This is a genomic window from Hellea balneolensis DSM 19091, assembly GCF_000428525.1.
GTDB classification, from domain to species: domain Bacteria; phylum Pseudomonadota; class Alphaproteobacteria; order Caulobacterales; family Maricaulaceae; genus Hellea; species Hellea balneolensis.
Genome location: NZ_KE386760.1, coordinates 139349 through 154500 on the forward strand (window position 1 = coordinate 139349; position 15152 = coordinate 154500).

A 15152-nucleotide genomic window follows, 5' to 3' on the forward strand; every position below is an offset into this window, starting at 1 on the left:
ATGTCATCCGGTCTGGGGGAACTTAAGCCTTGTCGTCTTCATCAACGTCTTCGAACTCAGCATCGACGATATCTTCGTCATCAGCATCATCCGCTTGCTTGGCAGGACCTGCATCCTCATCAGCAGAGGCATTTTCATACATCGCTGCACCCATTTTCATGAGAGCTGCAGAGAGGACTTCGGTCTTATCTGTAATGTCAGCCGTATCATCTGAATCTTTAAGTTCTTGCAGTTCTTTCACTGCCGCTTCGATATCAGCTTTTAGATCTTCTTCGGCTTGGTCGCCATGATCTTTCAGCGATGTTTCGGCTTGGTGAATCGCCGCTTCAGCTTTGTTACGGGCTTCGGCGAGTTCACGGCGAGCTTTGTCTTCATCCGCGTTCAGCTCAGCATCTTTGACCATCGCTTCGATATCTTCATCAGACAGGCCGCCTGAGGCTTGGATACGTATCTGCTGTTCCTTGCCTGTAGCATTATCTTTGGCCGAGACGTTGACGATACCATTGGCATCAATGTCAAATGTGACTTCGATTTGTGGCATACCGCGAGGTGCAGGCGGGATACCCACCAGATCGAATTGGCCGAGGAGTTTATTATCGGCCGCCATTTCGCGCTCACCTTGTGAGACACGGATGGTCACAGCGGACTGGTTATCAGCCGCTGTAGAGTAGACTTGAGACTTTTTCGTCGGGATTGTCGTGTTACGGTCAATCATACGTGTAAATACACCACCTTCGGTTTCGATACCGAGGGAAAGCGGCGTTACGTCAAGAAGTAACACGTCTTTAACGTCGCCTTGCAGAACGCCCGCTTGAATAGCAGCGCCCATGGCCACAACTTCGTCTGGGTTCACGCCTTTATGAGGCTCTTTACCGAAGAATTTGGTCACTGCGGCTTGGACCGCCGGCATACGTGTCATACCGCCAACGAGCACAATTTCGTCAATATCGCCAGCTTTGAGGCCCGCATCGGCCAGAGCTTTCTTACACGGCGCGATGGTGCGCTTAATCAAGTCGCCAACAAGTGTTTCGAGCTTGGCGCGTGTCAGCTTCATGTTGAAATGCTTAGGACCAGACGCATCAGCTGTGATGAAGGGAAGGTTCACTTCATAGGAGGAAGCTGTTGAAAGTTCCTTCTTGGCTTTTTCGGCTTCTTCACGAAGACGCTGGAGGGCAAGCTTGTCTTTCTTTAGATCAATGCCGTTATCTTTTTTGAACTCTTCATTGAAATATTCAACGATGTGCATGTCAAAATCTTCACCGCCGAGGAAGGTATCGCCATTGGTGGCTTTCACTTCGAAAACACCGTCACCAATTTCGAGGATAGAGACGTCAAATGTACCGCCGCCAAGGTCATAAACAGCAATGGTTTTGCCATCTTCTTTATTCATGCCGTAAGCGAGCGCTGCCGCTGTTGGTTCATTGATAATACGAAGAACTTCAAGGCCTGCAATTTTGCCAGCGTCTTTGGTCGCCTGACGCTGAGCATCATTAAAGTAAGCTGGAACCGTGATAACGGCTTGTGTCACGTCAGAACCGAGGAAGGCTTCCGCTGTTTCTTTCATCTTGGTCAGAATCATCGCAGAAATTTCAGAAGGAGATAAAGCTTTTTCGCGCCCTTGAACATAGGCATCGCCGCCTTTGCCTTTAACAATCTTATATGGGACGAGTTTGGCGTCCTTCTTGACAGCCGGGTCGGTCATGGCGCGTCCGATGAGGCGCTTGACTGCGAAATATGTGTGGTCAGGGTTTGTGACCGCTTGGCGGCGGGCCGTTTGTCCGATCAGGCGTTCGCCATCATCTGTAAAGGCAACAACTGAGGGAGTGGTGCGCACACCTTCTGAATTTTCAATGACCCGGGCCTTATCACCGTCCATAACAGCGACGCATGAGTTAGTCGTTCCGAGGTCAATACCGATTACTTTCGACATTGGTTTTCTCCGTTTTTGGGCCTTTAAGAAGCACCCGTGAGGTTTAAAATTCGTGGACAAAGCCGATTAAGCTTGACCGTTGGCTGAGATATGGGAAGCAAAATCAAGGCTTCAAGGGCCAAGCCTTGAAAAGACTCACTTTTTTAAGCTCTTTTTTCAGTCTGTTAGACGTATATAGGACTTAATTCGGCCAAGCCGTACTTAGTCGATAACGGGCGGGGCCGCTTCACCCGCATCAATCAAGAGCTGCTCTGCTTTCCCTTGCAGGGCATCTGAGGGCATCAGAACTTTGATCACGTTCATGATGTCATTACCATTTCGCGCAGCCATGGCGTCAATCTCAGGCTTTACTTTACTTTTTAGCGGCTCATCGCCTGAAGCTAGCGCGGCCAGATAGCTATAAACGGGCGCATAGTAATTCTCCCGTTCTGTCAGCTCAGTCGCAACCTTAATCATGGCTTCGCCGTCGCCATCCTCCAGCGCTTTCATATAAAAAGTGTAGTAATATTGCGACGGGGCTTCGGGGTTTCTGTCGAGCGCTTCCTGAGCAAATTGCATGGCGCGATCCCATTTTCCAGAATGAGCTAGACACAGGCTAAGCCATGTCAGATTATCCGGATTGGCAGGGTTCTCCAGAACCGCCATTTCAGCATGCATCAACCCGCCGGGAATATCGCCGCTGCGTATCTTGAGTAAGGAAAGCGCTTGCTGCGCCCATGAATTATCAGGATTGATGCGGATGGCCTCTTCGATCATTTTAATGCCGACTTTATCATCAATATCCGGATTGACTGAGCGCGCTTTTAAAACGGGTTCATGAGAGATGGCGCCAACATAGGTGATCCAGCCAAATGAGGCGAGTAAGGTCGAGTTTTCAGGCGTATCCTTCAGGGACGTTTCAAGACAATTATAAATCGTTTTATATAGCTCAGGCGAGGGGGACTGCATGAGCGTCCCGACCAGACTATGACACTCAAAAGCTTCAAGATTGGCGATCTCATTTGTATCTGCGGCAATTTTTTTCTGAATACTGCCCAGACGCTTTTTTATAATCACGCCCTCAAGTCCTGCAAAATCGCCGCTTAAATCTGAGACCATGTCGTAAAGTGCCCGATAATATTGAGATTGCCCTGGCGCGCGGCGCAAGCGATTTTCATAGATAATCTCGGTTTTGCCCAAATCGATAAGCTTGATATAAATATCAATTTCAGGTTCGACGCCTAATATCACGCCTGTGATCGCATAATCATAATTTTGCGGTACCGCACGTAGAAGGGTCTCGTAATTTTCCTCATGGGCAATAGGCCGTATCAGGCTGAACCGTGTCAAATCCTCAGTCATTTGGGTTTGCAGGGCTTGTTCCAGAAAATCAAAGGCGGGGTCATCTGTCTGGTTGGTGAACCTCATAACCGCAATACTTGGATAGGACGAAATCAGGTGGCTATATTCACTGGTAGCCGCCTCTGAAAGCGTTTTCGGAGCTGGCTCAGTACGGGCTTGTAGCGGTTCGGATTGTATATTGGGTTGGAGGGGCGTAAAACTTCGCAGGGCAAAGACAGCGGCAAATATCAACGCCAGAAGCCCTGCGCCCAAGGGCCAATAAGAGAACCAATTATTTCGTGTTGTGGAGACATCAGCAGGCAGTGTTACTGTTTCTACGGTGCCATTTTGTGCAGGGCTCGGCGTGACAGGCTTTGAGGCGCTGATAGGGATAGGACTGTCAAATTGTGGGCGATAACCGCCTTTTGGGATCGTAATGAGGATATCGCTTGGATCGTTTTTTTGGGCGTAATAGTCCTGTAGCATATAGCGCAAACGCCGCGCTGTGACGCGCACGACCGAGTCTTGCATGGGATCAAAGTCTGCATTTTTGCCAAAAACATCTTGGGCAATGGTTGTGCCGTTCAGGGCGTCCGCGCGCCCTTCAAGGCTTTCCGTCACAATATAGCGCAAAAAATCTTGAGCCTTGGGGCTGGCCGAAAATATCTTATCGGCTAAAATAGCCTCAAGCGTGCGCGTAATATCGCGATATTGCGGAGCGTCACCCATAGATGTCAGATGTTCCCTTTTTAACGCGACCCATATATCTTATGCCCTATTCCGAAAATGGGTCAATTTTTTTGCTGAATTTACATCTCTGAGGGGTTCATCAGTTAAAAATACACCTTTTGATTTAACAAGGCTTTTTGGCCTATACAGAGCTATGATTATACCCGACTCTTTACAGGGGTTCCCGCCCGGTTTTGCGCATTATCCGCTCTATTTTTCGTCCGCAGAACAAGCGGAGTTGATAGAGGTGGTTAAGCAAGGCGTGGCCCAAGCGCCATTTTTTCAACCTGTAATGCCGCGAACGGGCGCGCCGCTCTCTGTTGTGATGAGTAATTTTGGCGCGCTAGGCTGGGTAACGGATAAAGATAAAGGGTATCGATATGAACCGCGTCATCCCAAGACAGATCAGCCTTGGCCAGAGCTGCCTGCAGCTTTGGGGCGGCTCTGGGATAAGCTCACGGATTATCCAGCCCAGCCCGAAGCCTGCTTGATAAATTGGTATAAAGAAGACAAAGCCTCTAAAATGGGGATGCATGTTGATAATGACGAAAATAATTTGCGCGCGCCCGTCGTCTCGGTCAGCCTCGGCGACCCAGCTATGTTCCGCATAGGCGGGCCTAAACGCGGCGGCCCAACTAAAGGCATAAAGCTCTATTCAGGTGATGTTGTTGTCCTCGCGGATGACGCAAGGCTTTGCCATCACGGCGTGAGCAAAGTTTGGTATGGGAAAAGCGCGGTCGTGCCGCGCGGCGGGCGCATAAATTTGACTATGCGGCGGGTGAATGAGGTCAGCACATCATGACAGTCACCCCCTACGACATTCTCGGCATTGGCGGGGTTATTATAATCTTGCTGGCTTACTTACTGCTTCAGCTTGAAAAGCTTTCCGTTTTGGATTGGCGATATTCAGCGGCGAATGGTTTGGGCGCGATTTTAATTCTTATCTCGCTCTATTTTAGTTTTAACCTTGCCTCATTCATCATCGAAATTGCATGGCTACTCATCAGTATTTTTGGGCTTTTCAAGGCGCTATCTTCACGGCAATAGGTGAGGATAAGAAATTCGCCGCCATAAAGAGCTCCTATGTCCCATATTTTTACGCCCCTCACACTGCCGAATGGACAGACAATATCAAACCGCTTGTGTAAGGCGGCGATGGAAGAAAATATGGCGGAGCCGGGCCAAGTCCCAGGAGAGGCGTTGGTTAATCTCTATCAGCAATGGGCCGATGGCGGCGTCGGCATTATCCTGACGGGCAATGTTATGGTCTCGCCGACCGCTATGACAGGGCCGGGCGGGGTTTATCTGGGCGCCGAGACTTTGGCCCAAGGGGATAATAAGACACGTTTTCAGAGCTGGGCCGCCGCAGGGAAATCTGGCGGCGCGCAGCTTTATATGCAGATTAGCCATCCGGGCCGTCAAATCTATGCCGCTCAAGGCACTGAGCCTGTTTCGGCCTCCGCCACCAAAGTGACAATGGAAGGCCCGGCAGAGAAGATGTTCACGACAGCACGTGCGCTGAGCGGTGATGAAATTCTCGGCATTATTAAGCGCTTTGCCGATACGGCCCATGCTGCCGAGATGTGCGGCTTTGACGGCGTGCAAATTCACGCGGCGCATGGCTATTTGCTAGCGCAGTTCCTCTCGCCTTTGACGAATTTGCGGGAGGATGAGTGGGGCGGGCCACTGGAAAACCGTGCCAAATTATTGCTTGAAATTGTGCGCGAAATTCGCGCGCGCGTGGAGCCCGGCTTTGGTGTTGCGGTCAAGCTAAACTCGGCGGATTTTCAAAAGGGCGGCTATGATATTGGTGATGCGAAACAGGTCGTGGAGTGGCTAAACGGCGAAGACGTGGATTTTGTCGAAATCTCTGGCGGCAGTTATGAGAGCGCCGCGATGATGGGAATGAGTGAGGATGGCCGCGCCCAAAGCACGATTGACCGTGAAATGTATTTCATCGACTTTGCTAAGGATATTGCAAGCTCAGCTAAAATGCCTTTGATGGTAACGGGCGGCGTGACGAAACGCGCCACGGCTGAGGATGCTTTGGCGGATGGTCAGGTTGCGATGGTCGGGATTGCCCGCGCGATGGGCTATAATCCGAATATACCGAATGACTGGAAAGCTGGAGAAAATTTGCATGTGCCGCTACCTGTCGTGAAGTGGAAAAACCAAACTTTCAAAGCTCTGGCAAATATGGCGATGACGAAAATGAACCTTTACCGAATGGGAGACGGCTTCCCGCCCAAAGCCAAGCCCAGCCCATTGGGGTCGTCACTAAAACAGCAATTAAAGAATTCTGCGCAAACCAAGCGCTATAAAAAATGGCTTGAAACGCGCGGGTCTTAACTTATCAGGCCCTAAACATATTTATCTCTAACGGAGTGTTCCATGAAACTTGATTCCTCATTTACAGCTATTGTGACGGGCGGCGCGTCCGGCCTTGGCGAAGCGACAGCACGGGGCCTTGCGGCCAAAGGCGTAAAAGTCGGTATTTTCGATATGAATGAGGAGCGCGGCGAAATGGTCGCCTCCGAGATCGGCGGCACTTTTGCCAAAGTTAATGTCGCCGATACGGAGAGCGTTGATGCCGGGCTGGACGCCCTCAGGGCGGCGAATGGCCAAGAGCGTATTATGGTCAATTGTGCTGGTATTGGCGGCGCGGAGAAAACCGTTGCGCGTAAACGTGATACGGGCGCAATCGTGCCGCATGATATTGAACGTTACGTTCGCATCATCAATATCAATCTTATTGGCTCCTTTATTTGCGCGTCTAAATCAGCCGCTGGCATGATGGCGCTTGAGCCGACTGAGCCCGATGGAGAGCGCGGCATTATCATCAATACAGCGTCTGTTGCGGCGCAAGACGGCCAAATTGGCCAAGTCGCTTACAGCTCGTCCAAAGGCGGCATCCTCGCTATGGCACTTCCTATGGCGCGTGATCTGGCCCGCGAAGGCATTCGCGTAAATACGATCTTGCCGGGTTTTTACGAAACGCCGATTTATCAGCAGATGAATGATAACGTCAAAGACGCCCTGCGCGCCCACGTACAATTCCCCAACCGCTTTGGTAATCCAGCGGAATACGCCCAAGTCGTCGAATTTATGTGCGAGCACACATATATAAACGGCGAATATATCCGCACCGATGCAGGCGCGAGAATGCCCCCGCGCTAGGGTCCAAACTACATCTCTTCAAAGGCGAGCATGCTGTGATATTGGGCTCGCCTTTTTATGGTGCGGTTTAAGCGAGGTAGTTTTTGTCCCATTAGAACGTGTGTGTTTAACGATTTCAGTTACTTGTTGCGCAAAACTGCGCCTCAGCGCTACGGTTGCGTACATGATAAGAGATTATATTGTTAAGGCGGCTACCTTATTGTTATTTGTTGGCTTTGCGAGTGGACTTGTTGGGCAAGTTGAACTTATGAGGCCTGGAATTTCATTCATCAGCCCCGAGTTATGGACTAAAATTTTACCCGTGCATGTTTGGGCGATGATCATATCGACTGCTGTCATTGTCTTAAGTACCATTTCGCTCATTGGAGATAGAACGATTTTAGGGCAATGGGCTATTTGGCTTGGTTTCAGTACAATTGCGCTTTTATGTGGAGCACTGTTAAATTTGGCGCTTTCAAATGTTCAATCTCCTGATAGCTTTATAACGGATACTTATTTTATCACGGCGAACCGACATGCTTACGGAACCGCACTCTTACTTGTTGCGCTAGGAGGATTGAGCGCCTTGCAGAAAGTGAAGTTTGAAAGTCTGCCTCTTAAAACCTCTTTTGTGTTTGCTTTATTAGTCACCAGCACAGGCATTGCACTGGCGTTCTTACAGTCTCAGCTCGGTTTATATGGCTTGCCGAGGCAATACATTGACTATCCAAATGAGTTCGCCTCGTTGCAACTTTATTCTAGCATCGCGGCGATTACTTGCTGCCTTCTATCTGTTGTTTACATAATAATCTTGTGGCATCATTCAAATAAGAAGGTTGGCACAATTGAAGAGGTTTTCTGAGACTAACTTAAGTCAATTTTTGCTACTTTCCTAAGGGACAGAAAATCGTTTCAACTAACACAGTCCGAGTCATTGTGCTGATTATGCTTCCCTAAATTTATTAATTTCCCCAACCACTTGCATTAACCCTAATCTGTCTCGCAATGAAACAGCGGCTTAGCCGCTATGTTACGCCTCAGGGGCGATTCCCTTAAAAACCGCGCGAATCTCTTTCTAAATCTCTCCCTTTTTAGGGGAACGCGCCCTGCGGGACTGGCACGGCTCTTGCTCCCCTTATGAGCGAGACACTTATTAAACCCGTTTACAAGGATTAGGGGAACGCCATGACCAGTAATATTGACCTTCACGTTGGAAAAAGACTTCGCCGCCGCCGCCGCTTGCTTGGCTTAACGCAGCAAAGCCTAGCCGAAGAAGTCGGCATTCGCTTCCAACAAATCCAAAAATATGAATGCGGCGCCAACCGGGTTTCAGCGGCGCGTCTATTTGAACTGTCCGAAGCACTCTCTGTACCGATCCAATATTTCTATGAAGGCCTGTCTGAGAATGATCCGCTCATGCGCGGCACGCCCAATCCTGAAATTATTGCGGCGGATGTATTATCGAAAAAAGAAACAATGGATCTTGTCCGGGCTTATTATTCCATGGGCGAAGGACCGCGGAAACATTTGCTTGATTTGGCCAAATCACTTGAAGCTAATTCAAAGCCTGCAACGGCAGGCTTGCGATTAGTGACGCCATAAATAACTGACATTGATAGAGCCGCGTGATATGCGGCCCTATGACTGATTATTCCGAGACTGAGCTTAAATCCCGCCTCGCCCACATCGAGGTGCTCGCGAAAGCGGCGCGTGATATCACGTTGCCGCTTTTTGCGTCTGATATGGACGTTATCAATAAGGCCGAAGGGTCTGATTATGACCCCGTCACAGCGGCTGATGTTGAAGGTGAGCGGGCCATGCGGACGCTTATTACGACCGCTTTCCCCGATGACGGCATAGAGGGTGAAGAGCTGCCCGATATTCCGGGCCAAAATGACTGGCTCTGGACGCTCGACCCAATTGACGGTACGCGCGGATTTGTGGCGGGCGTCCCTGTTTGGAGCACCTTGATTGCTGTTAGCTATAAAAACCAACCTGTTTTGGGCCTGATTGATGTCGCGGCGCAGGATAAACAGTTTTGGGGCGCACCGGGGCGTGCCTGGCTTGTTCATGGCGGCGAAACAAATCCGCTAAAGACAAAGAGCTGCGGGGGTGATCTGACAGCCGCTATTTTGGGCTGCACGGAACCCCTCGCTATGCTGACCGCGCGAGAGCTTAGCATTTATAATACAATTCGGCGCGACGTACGCTTCTCCCGCTTGGGGCTTGATGCTTATGGTTATGGCCAAGTCGCGGCGGGGCGGATGGATATTATTATCGAGGCGCTTTTAAAGCCCTGTGATGTGCGCGCCTTGATGCCTGTGATAGAAGGCGCTGGCGGGAAGCTCACGAATTGGGAAGGCGGCTCCGCTGTGGATGGAGGACGGGCTGTGGCTGTGGGCGATCCGGATTTACTGCCCGAGCTCTATAAGCGCCTTAAAGACGCGCCGCCAAATTAAAGCGCATTTTTCTCTAGGAATGTTTCGAAAGTTTCAAAGAACTGGTCGCGGTAAACATCGCGTTCTAAAAACAACTCATGCAAGGCGCCGGGGACGACTTTAAAGCTCGCGCGGGCTTTGGCGGCAAATTCCTCATTGGAGGCCGGGTCCACAATCGGGTCAGCCCCTGCGGCCACAATGAGGCAGGGAATATTCAGCTCACCCGCATTACGGTTGACCCAAGCCATGGATTTCAAGGCTTGTACAATCCAGCCATAGGTGGGCGGCCCGACGCGCAGACGCGGCGAGGTTTGAAAATAAGCGGCCCAATGACGATAACGATCTTTGTCAGAGGTCAGCTTGTTAATATTAAACGGAATAGGCAGACCGTTTCGCTGCTTTTGGAAAGGCAAGTTTTTGGCCTTCAAGCCAAGGGCAGAAAGACCCCTGATCGCCCATTTCATGATTGGTGTGTCCAAATCGTAAAGCCCCAGCATAGGCGCGGAGCAGACCACAGCAGAAGGGTTGATAACGCCGCTTAAAACGGCTTGCAGGGCGATGGTGCCGCCCATGGAATGGCCCATAACAATATGAGGTTTAGGCAAAAGTGAGTTTAGCTCTTCGGCGACATAGGCCAGATCATCTGCATAATCTTGGAAGCTATCAACATAGCTTTTCATCTTATCTTCGAGAAGGCGATCTGACAGCCCTTGTCCGCGCGGGTCAACTATCAAGATATTAAAGCCGCGCTCGATAAAGTCTGTCGCGGTTTCAAGATATTTTTCGATAAATTCGGTGCGGCCCGGAGAGAAAATAATAGAGCCGCGGGGTTCATCCACGGCGGCGTTGGCTAGCATTATGCGCAGCCGGATGTCGCCATGTTGTATAAAATAAGTTCCCATACGCGGTTCAAGCGCTTCGGGTATAGGGCGCCCGCCAGGCTGAATAATATCAGCTTTTTCGTATGTAGGAGGTAATCCAGCCATATATAAAGGGGGCAAGACGCCCCCTTCATCAAACCCTATTGGGTCTGATTACATATTTGAGAATATGCTCTGAAGGCCCATAGCGACAGACATGTCACCTGCGACTTTGAGTTTGCCTGACATAAAAGCCATCATCGGATCGAGATTGCCTTCTGCTAAGGCGATGAAGTCATCTTTGGAGACAGAAATGGTGCAATCCGCGTCATTGTCTTCCGTTGTCGCTTCCGTGCCAGAGGCGAAGACTTGACCGTCATCACCAAAATCGAATTTAACTGATTTATCTGTGCCGCCAGCTTTGCCGAGCGCTTCTGTCATCTTTGCGGCGATTTCTGCATTATCCATGATGTATTCCTTTCAGTATATGCAACTTGTTGCACACTATATGGGGCGGGAAGCTCCAAAGTGCTAGATTTATTTTCAGCTCTTAGAGCGGCTTCTGGAATTTAAGTGTTGCGCGGTCAGATTCACCAATATTTTTAAACAATTCAGCATCAAATCCTTCAGGAATCTCTTTTGCATCTTTGGGCACATAAGAGGCAGGCGGCAATGTCCAGACGCCAAAGGGGTGATCGGCTGTATCGCGTGGATTTGCATTGACTTCTGAACTTGCGATAAATTCAAAACCTGCGCGTTTGGCCATATCTTTTATAAAGCTTTCCTGCACATAGCCCGCTCCGCCATCGGGGTCTTGAGTGGCAGATTCTGGCAAGCGGTGCTGAACAATACCCAGAGTGCCGCCAGGCTTAAGGGCTGCATAAAAATCAGCAAAGGCCTTATCGCCATATCCTCCGCGCATCCAACTATGAACATTGCGGAAGGAGAGCAAAACATCAAGATCGCCTGTCTCTAGGATTGGCGTATCTTCACTGCCAAATTTGCCAATCTCAATGGTACCAAAACCCTCAGCGCCAACATATTTATCCGTGAAAGCGGCATTACGCTCAAGGGTGCGCTCGCCAGTGCCTTGGCGTAGAATGGCGACATAGGTTCCGCCGTTTTCAGCCAAGTAAGGGGCAATAACAGGTGTGTACCAACCCGGCCAGACTTCACCGACTTTTTTGCCAGGCGCGACGCCGAAGAATTCTAACGTTTCTTTGGGATTACGGAATTGATCACGGGCTGTGTTTTCCGCGCGGCGGGGATGGGCGAGTACTTCTGCCAAAGTTGCGGGGGCCTGAACGACTTCGGCTTTTGGTGCTTCAGTTTTTGTTTCTGAGCCCGTTCCGCCGGAACAAGCGGTCAGGGCTATTAGCGACGCAGCGGCAGAGGCCGTAAATAAATGTTTTAAAGTCATGATGTCTCTCTCAGTTATGAGCGAGTTTTGTAACTTATGGTCAACGGGGTCAATAATAATTACGAGTGAACGTCCTCCTCCCAGCGTTTTTCAAGAACGCAGGAGCGGGGTGAGGACTTTCATTCTGAAATTTCAGTAAGGTGCCTTGAAACCCAAAAGCGGTTTCTTATCTGGGAGTGTGGGACGCTATTACGGGTCCCGTTTAAACCTAAAGGCCGCTCATGGTGAGGGCCTGAAACTAACATTGCTAAAAGGATGTTTAACATGAGAACTTATGATTTTTCACCGCTTTACCGTTCATTTGTAGGCTTTGACCGCATGGCCGGGTTGATAGATGCTGCCAGCCAGCAAGCCGCCGCGGGTAACGCTTATCCCCCTTATAACGTCGCGCAACTTTCTGAAAATGCTTACCGCATTGAACTAGCGGTCGCTGGATTTTCCGAAGACGAGCTTGACCTTGAAAGCCATGAGAATGTGCTGACAATCTCAGGCCGTAAAGAAGCAAGCGCCGATAATGATGAGGCCGAATACTTACATCGCGGTATTGCCGAGCGCGGTTTTGAGCGCCGTTTCCAACTGGCGGATCATGTCTTGGTCGAAGGCGCTGAGCTTAAAAACGGCCTTTTGGTGGTCTCACTAAAACGTGAACTCCCAGAAGCGCTGAAACCGCGTAAAATAAGCATTAATGACGGAAAATTAATTCAGGCGAAGCCTAGCGGTAAGGCTAAAGCTGCCTAAATAGGATCTATGCAAAAGGGCGCCTCTTCCTTCCTCCCCTGAAGATTTGGCAATTACCCTGCATATGACGCGGCGTCGTGAGAGCTCCTCCCTCCCAGCTCACATGGCGCCGCACTTTTATTTCAGAGGACCTTCAAAAGTTTAAGAATATCCGCCCCGCTCATTTTCGGGGACACACCTCTTTTAAAGGCCGCCTGAACGGCTTCGTAAATCGCCGTATTATAAGGCGCGGTTAGCCCCGTGGACTTAGCAAGCCTGACGATTTCGCCTTGCAGATAATCAATTTCAGAGACGCGGCCCATTTCCAAATCATCAAGCATGGATGAGCGGGCCGCTGCATCAATCTTGACGATTTTATTCATAATGATTTTATAGGCAAAATTGGGTAGGCGCAGGATTTTTATCATCTTTGCAGCGTCTGCTTTGCCAAAGGCGGCGGGCTCTATACCGCTACTTTTTACAACGTTTAAACCTTCCTCGACAACGAGTGCTAAGGCACGGCGATAATCGCGCTGCAGGAGGCCTTGTTTCAAAGTTCCGCCCGTTAGGGTGTTCAGGGCATTATTGAGATTAACCAGAAGTTTCCCCCATTGAACGGCCAAAATATCATGTGATAATGCGAGGCCCTCTCCGGCTTGGTAGAATAGAGTTTGTAATGTCTCCAAGCGGGCATCGCTTAAATGTTCAACGGTTAAGTCGCCTTCGGTCCCGCAATGAAAACGGCCCGGACCTGTTCCCGTAACATTAAAAGGCACAACAGCCCCAAGTACAGTTTGGGAGAGGTTTTCCCGCAGGATATCAGGATTGCTCACCCCGTTTTGAAAGCTAATTATAATCGCATCCGCTTTGGCATGGGGCGCAAGGGACTTTGCGGCTTTGGAGGTATCTTGGGACTTGGTCGTCAGCAAAATAATATCTGCAGAGGCTATATCTTTGGGGGTCAAAGAGAATGTAAATTGATCCGCTGAGAGCGAGATCTCTTCGCGTTCAAAATGGGTCAGGGTGAGGCCATGAGACTCGATATCAGATTTAAAGCGTTGCCGTCCAATAAAGGTAATATTTGCACCCGAATGGGCGAGTTGCCCGCCAAGATAACATCCAATAGAGCCAGCCCCGAAAATGGCGACCCTTAGTCTTGAGGCTTTCATGCTGTTTTCAACGCCTGCTCAATTTGCCAGACGCGGTCTTTGCCGAAATACATCTCGTCGCCTAAGAAAAAAGTCGGCAAACCAAAGGCCCCGCGATCAACACAGGCTTGGGTGGCCTCCATCAAGCTTTGCTTAACAGTGGGATCTTGGGTGGCGGCGACTAAGGCTTGTCCGTCAAGTCCGGCTTCGGTCAGTACCGCGGCTAAGATATCGGGCTGGCTGATATTTTTATCATCCTCCCAAATGGCTTTGAAAATGGCGGGATAAAAAACCTCGTGAACACCGGCCTCTTGAGCGGCGATGGCCGCCCGCATTGATAGCAACGTATTAACTGGAAAGGCCGAATTAAATTTAAAATTTGTCAGGTCATGGCCTTTGATAAAGCGTTGAATTTCCAGCTGCATATATTTCATTTTATTTGGCACATTGCCAAAGGCCTGCCATGGGGGCTGATTGCCTGTGGATTTGAAGATGCCGCCAATCAGGACGGGATGCATAATGACATTCAGGCCCGTGCGTTCGCTCACGCCCTCCAAGGCTTTCCAGGCGAAATAGGCATTGGGACTGCCAAAGTCATAATAGAAATCCAGATCAAGGTTTTGGGTCACCATTTTTCTCCGTAAGGGCGTAAGTCCAGCTCGAATGTCCAGGCATCGCGCGGTTGGTGATGCAGCTGAACATAATTTTTTGCAATATGGTCAGGGTTGAGGATGAGGCTTTTCTCGCGCATCTCATCGACTTTGGGAAATATTTCGCGAATGAAATTTGAATCTATCGCGCCGTCAATAATAGTATGGGCGACGTGAATGCCTTTGGGCCCCAATTCTCGGGCGCAGCTTTGAGCGAGAGCGCGAAGACTGTGTTTCGCAGCGGCAAATGCGGAAAAACCCGCTGCGCCGCGCATAGAGGCCGTCGCGCCCGTAAATATCATCGTGCCGCGCCCACGCGCCGCCATGTGAGGGGCCACATTATGGGCCATCAGAAATCCAGCAAAGCTCGCCATTTCCCAGACCTTGCGAAAGACGCGCGGCGTTGTGTCTGCGATGTTAAACTTTACATTCGCGCCAATGTTGAAAACCGCGACATCTATCGGGCCGATTTGCGTTTCGATTTCAGTAATAAGCGCGGCCATGGCATCTTCATCACGCGCATCCACACCATGCGGCGAGGCTGAGCCGCCTTCCGCCGTAATAGACTCCGCCAGAGCGGTAAGCTTATCCAGTCGTGCGGGCCGCCGCACCACACAGACATGGTGGCCTTCACGAGCAAAGGCCCGCGCAATCGCGCTGCCGGTATCATCTCCTGCGCCAATGATCAGGGCTACATTTTTTTGAATTTCCATCATACGAAGATAAAGCCTTATAATTATGCCGCTGGCAAGGCTATGACGCGTATACAGTTATGAATAATAGG

16 protein-coding genes are annotated in these 15152 nt (G+C 50.1%); 8 read left to right on the forward strand and 8 right to left on the reverse strand.

The features are described from left to right. Window positions 1-22: 22 nt before the first annotated feature. On the reverse strand, window positions 23-1930 hold the full coding sequence (gene dnaK, locus F569_RS0115205) for a molecular chaperone DnaK (RefSeq protein ID WP_026942894.1): 1908 nt from the start codon (window positions 1928-1930) through the stop codon (window positions 23-25). A 201-nt stretch (window positions 1931-2131) separates the two neighbouring features. Continuing rightward, a complete protein-coding gene (locus F569_RS0115210) occupies window positions 2132-3979 on the reverse strand; it encodes a hypothetical protein (RefSeq protein ID WP_026942895.1) in 1848 nt (615 codons plus the stop codon). Between the two features lie 154 nt (window positions 3980-4133). Here F569_RS0115210 and F569_RS0115215 point away from each other — a divergent pair, with 154 nt between their 5' ends. The 7 genes from F569_RS0115215 (at window position 4134) to F569_RS0115245 (ending at window position 9594) form a co-directional block, all read left to right on the forward strand. Then, on the forward strand, window positions 4134-4781 hold the full coding sequence (locus tag F569_RS0115215; RefSeq protein WP_026942896.1) for an alpha-ketoglutarate-dependent dioxygenase AlkB family protein: 648 nt from the start codon (window positions 4134-4136) through the stop codon (window positions 4779-4781). Next, on the forward strand, window positions 4778-5026 hold the full coding sequence (locus F569_RS0115220) for a CBU_0592 family membrane protein (protein WP_026942897.1): 249 nt from the start codon (window positions 4778-4780) through the stop codon (window positions 5024-5026). Before F569_RS0115215 ends, F569_RS0115220 begins: the two co-directional genes overlap by 4 nt. A 36-nt stretch (window positions 5027-5062) precedes the next feature. After that, window positions 5063-6328 (forward strand): NADH:flavin oxidoreductase/NADH oxidase family protein, encoded by a 1266-nt coding sequence (locus F569_RS0115225; RefSeq protein ID WP_026942898.1) that lies wholly within the window; start codon window positions 5063-5065, stop codon window positions 6326-6328. 42 nt (window positions 6329-6370) lie between these two features. Beyond that, window positions 6371-7156, forward strand: a complete 786-nt coding sequence (locus F569_RS0115230; RefSeq protein ID WP_026942899.1) for an SDR family NAD(P)-dependent oxidoreductase — start codon at window positions 6371-6373, stop codon at window positions 7154-7156. Between the two features lie 163 nt (window positions 7157-7319). Continuing rightward, window positions 7320-7997 (forward strand): heme-copper oxidase family protein, encoded by a 678-nt coding sequence (locus F569_RS0115235; protein ID WP_026942900.1) that lies wholly within the window; start codon window positions 7320-7322, stop codon window positions 7995-7997. Window positions 7998-8320: 323 nt separating this feature from the next. Further along, window positions 8321-8737, forward strand: a complete 417-nt coding sequence (locus F569_RS0115240) for a helix-turn-helix domain-containing protein (RefSeq protein ID WP_026942901.1) — start codon at window positions 8321-8323, stop codon at window positions 8735-8737. 38 nt (window positions 8738-8775) lie between these two features. Next, window positions 8776-9594, forward strand: a complete 819-nt coding sequence (locus F569_RS0115245; RefSeq protein WP_026942902.1) for an inositol monophosphatase family protein — start codon at window positions 8776-8778, stop codon at window positions 9592-9594. Here the strand turns inward: F569_RS0115245 and F569_RS18520 are convergent. The 3 genes from F569_RS18520 to F569_RS0115260 all read right to left on the reverse strand — a co-directional run bounded on the left by F569_RS18520 (window position 9591) and on the right by F569_RS0115260 (window position 11853). After that, complete coding sequence (locus F569_RS18520) at window positions 9591-10574, reverse strand: alpha/beta fold hydrolase (protein ID WP_162143794.1); 984 nt, start codon at window positions 10572-10574, stop codon at window positions 9591-9593. The genes F569_RS0115245 and F569_RS18520 overlap by 4 nt on opposite strands. A 33-nt stretch (window positions 10575-10607) precedes the next feature. Continuing rightward, window positions 10608-10901 carry an SCP2 sterol-binding domain-containing protein gene (locus F569_RS0115255; protein ID WP_026942903.1) on the reverse strand — a complete coding sequence of 98 codons (294 nt, stop codon included), beginning with the start codon at window positions 10899-10901 and terminating at the stop codon, window positions 10608-10610. Window positions 10902-10983: 82 nt separating this feature from the next. Beyond that, complete coding sequence (locus F569_RS0115260) at window positions 10984-11853, reverse strand: class I SAM-dependent methyltransferase (RefSeq protein ID WP_026942904.1); 870 nt, start codon at window positions 11851-11853, stop codon at window positions 10984-10986. 264 nt (window positions 11854-12117) lie between these two features. On the opposite strand from F569_RS0115260, the gene F569_RS0115265 reads away from it, so the two are divergent. Beyond that, a complete protein-coding gene (locus tag F569_RS0115265) occupies window positions 12118-12591 on the forward strand; it encodes an Hsp20 family protein (protein WP_026942905.1) in 474 nt (157 codons plus the stop codon). A gap of 122 nt (window positions 12592-12713) precedes the next feature. Here F569_RS0115265 and F569_RS0115270 read toward each other — a convergent pair whose 3' ends face one another. The 3 genes from F569_RS0115270 to F569_RS0115280 are packed head-to-tail and all read right to left on the reverse strand — an operon-like array spanning window position 12714 to window position 15081. Continuing rightward, entirely contained in the window at window positions 12714-13739 is a 1026-nt protein-coding gene (locus F569_RS0115270; protein WP_026942906.1) for a 2-dehydropantoate 2-reductase, read from the reverse strand. Next, a complete protein-coding gene (locus F569_RS0115275; protein WP_026942907.1) occupies window positions 13736-14350 on the reverse strand; it encodes a 2-hydroxychromene-2-carboxylate isomerase in 615 nt (204 codons plus the stop codon). The genes F569_RS0115270 and F569_RS0115275 overlap by 4 nt, the downstream gene beginning before the upstream one ends. Then, the gene (locus F569_RS0115280; RefSeq protein WP_026942908.1) at window positions 14344-15081 is read right to left on the reverse strand and encodes an SDR family NAD(P)-dependent oxidoreductase; all 738 of its coding nucleotides are present in this window, start codon (window positions 15079-15081) and stop codon (window positions 14344-14346) included. Before F569_RS0115280 ends, F569_RS0115275 begins: the two co-directional genes overlap by 7 nt. Window positions 15082-15152 lie beyond the last annotated feature (71 nt).

Bases quoted from the DNA above. Each gene is read 5' to 3' on its own strand.
- dnaK (WP_026942894.1), bottom strand. From the start codon at position 1,930: ATGTCGAAAGTAATCGGTATTGACCTCGGAACGACTAACTCATGCGTC.
- F569_RS0115210 (WP_026942895.1), bottom strand. From the start codon at position 3,979: ATGGGTGACGCTCCGCAATATCGCGATATTACGCGCACGCTTGAGGCT.
- F569_RS0115235 (WP_026942900.1), top strand. From the start codon at position 7,320: ATGATAAGAGATTATATTGTTAAGGCGGCTACCTTATTGTTATTTGTT.
- F569_RS0115275 (WP_026942907.1), bottom strand. From the start codon at position 14,350: ATGGTGACCCAAAACCTTGATCTGGATTTCTATTATGACTTTGGCAGT.
- F569_RS0115260 (WP_026942904.1), bottom strand. From the start codon at position 11,853: ATGACTTTAAAACATTTATTTACGGCCTCTGCCGCTGCGTCGCTAATA.
- F569_RS0115255 (WP_026942903.1), bottom strand. From the start codon at position 10,901: ATGGATAATGCAGAAATCGCCGCAAAGATGACAGAAGCGCTCGGCAAA.
- F569_RS0115215 (WP_026942896.1), top strand. From the start codon at position 4,134: ATGATTATACCCGACTCTTTACAGGGGTTCCCGCCCGGTTTTGCGCAT.
- F569_RS0115270 (WP_026942906.1), bottom strand. From the start codon at position 13,739: ATGAAAGCCTCAAGACTAAGGGTCGCCATTTTCGGGGCTGGCTCTATT.
- F569_RS0115265 (WP_026942905.1), top strand. From the start codon at position 12,118: ATGAGAACTTATGATTTTTCACCGCTTTACCGTTCATTTGTAGGCTTT.
- F569_RS0115230 (WP_026942899.1), top strand. From the start codon at position 6,371: ATGAAACTTGATTCCTCATTTACAGCTATTGTGACGGGCGGCGCGTCC.
- F569_RS0115240 (WP_026942901.1), top strand. From the start codon at position 8,321: ATGACCAGTAATATTGACCTTCACGTTGGAAAAAGACTTCGCCGCCGC.
- F569_RS0115225 (WP_026942898.1), top strand. From the start codon at position 5,063: ATGTCCCATATTTTTACGCCCCTCACACTGCCGAATGGACAGACAATA.
- F569_RS0115280 (WP_026942908.1), bottom strand. From the start codon at position 15,081: ATGGAAATTCAAAAAAATGTAGCCCTGATCATTGGCGCAGGAGATGAT.
- F569_RS0115220 (WP_026942897.1), top strand. From the start codon at position 4,778: ATGACAGTCACCCCCTACGACATTCTCGGCATTGGCGGGGTTATTATA.
- F569_RS0115245 (WP_026942902.1), top strand. From the start codon at position 8,776: ATGACTGATTATTCCGAGACTGAGCTTAAATCCCGCCTCGCCCACATC.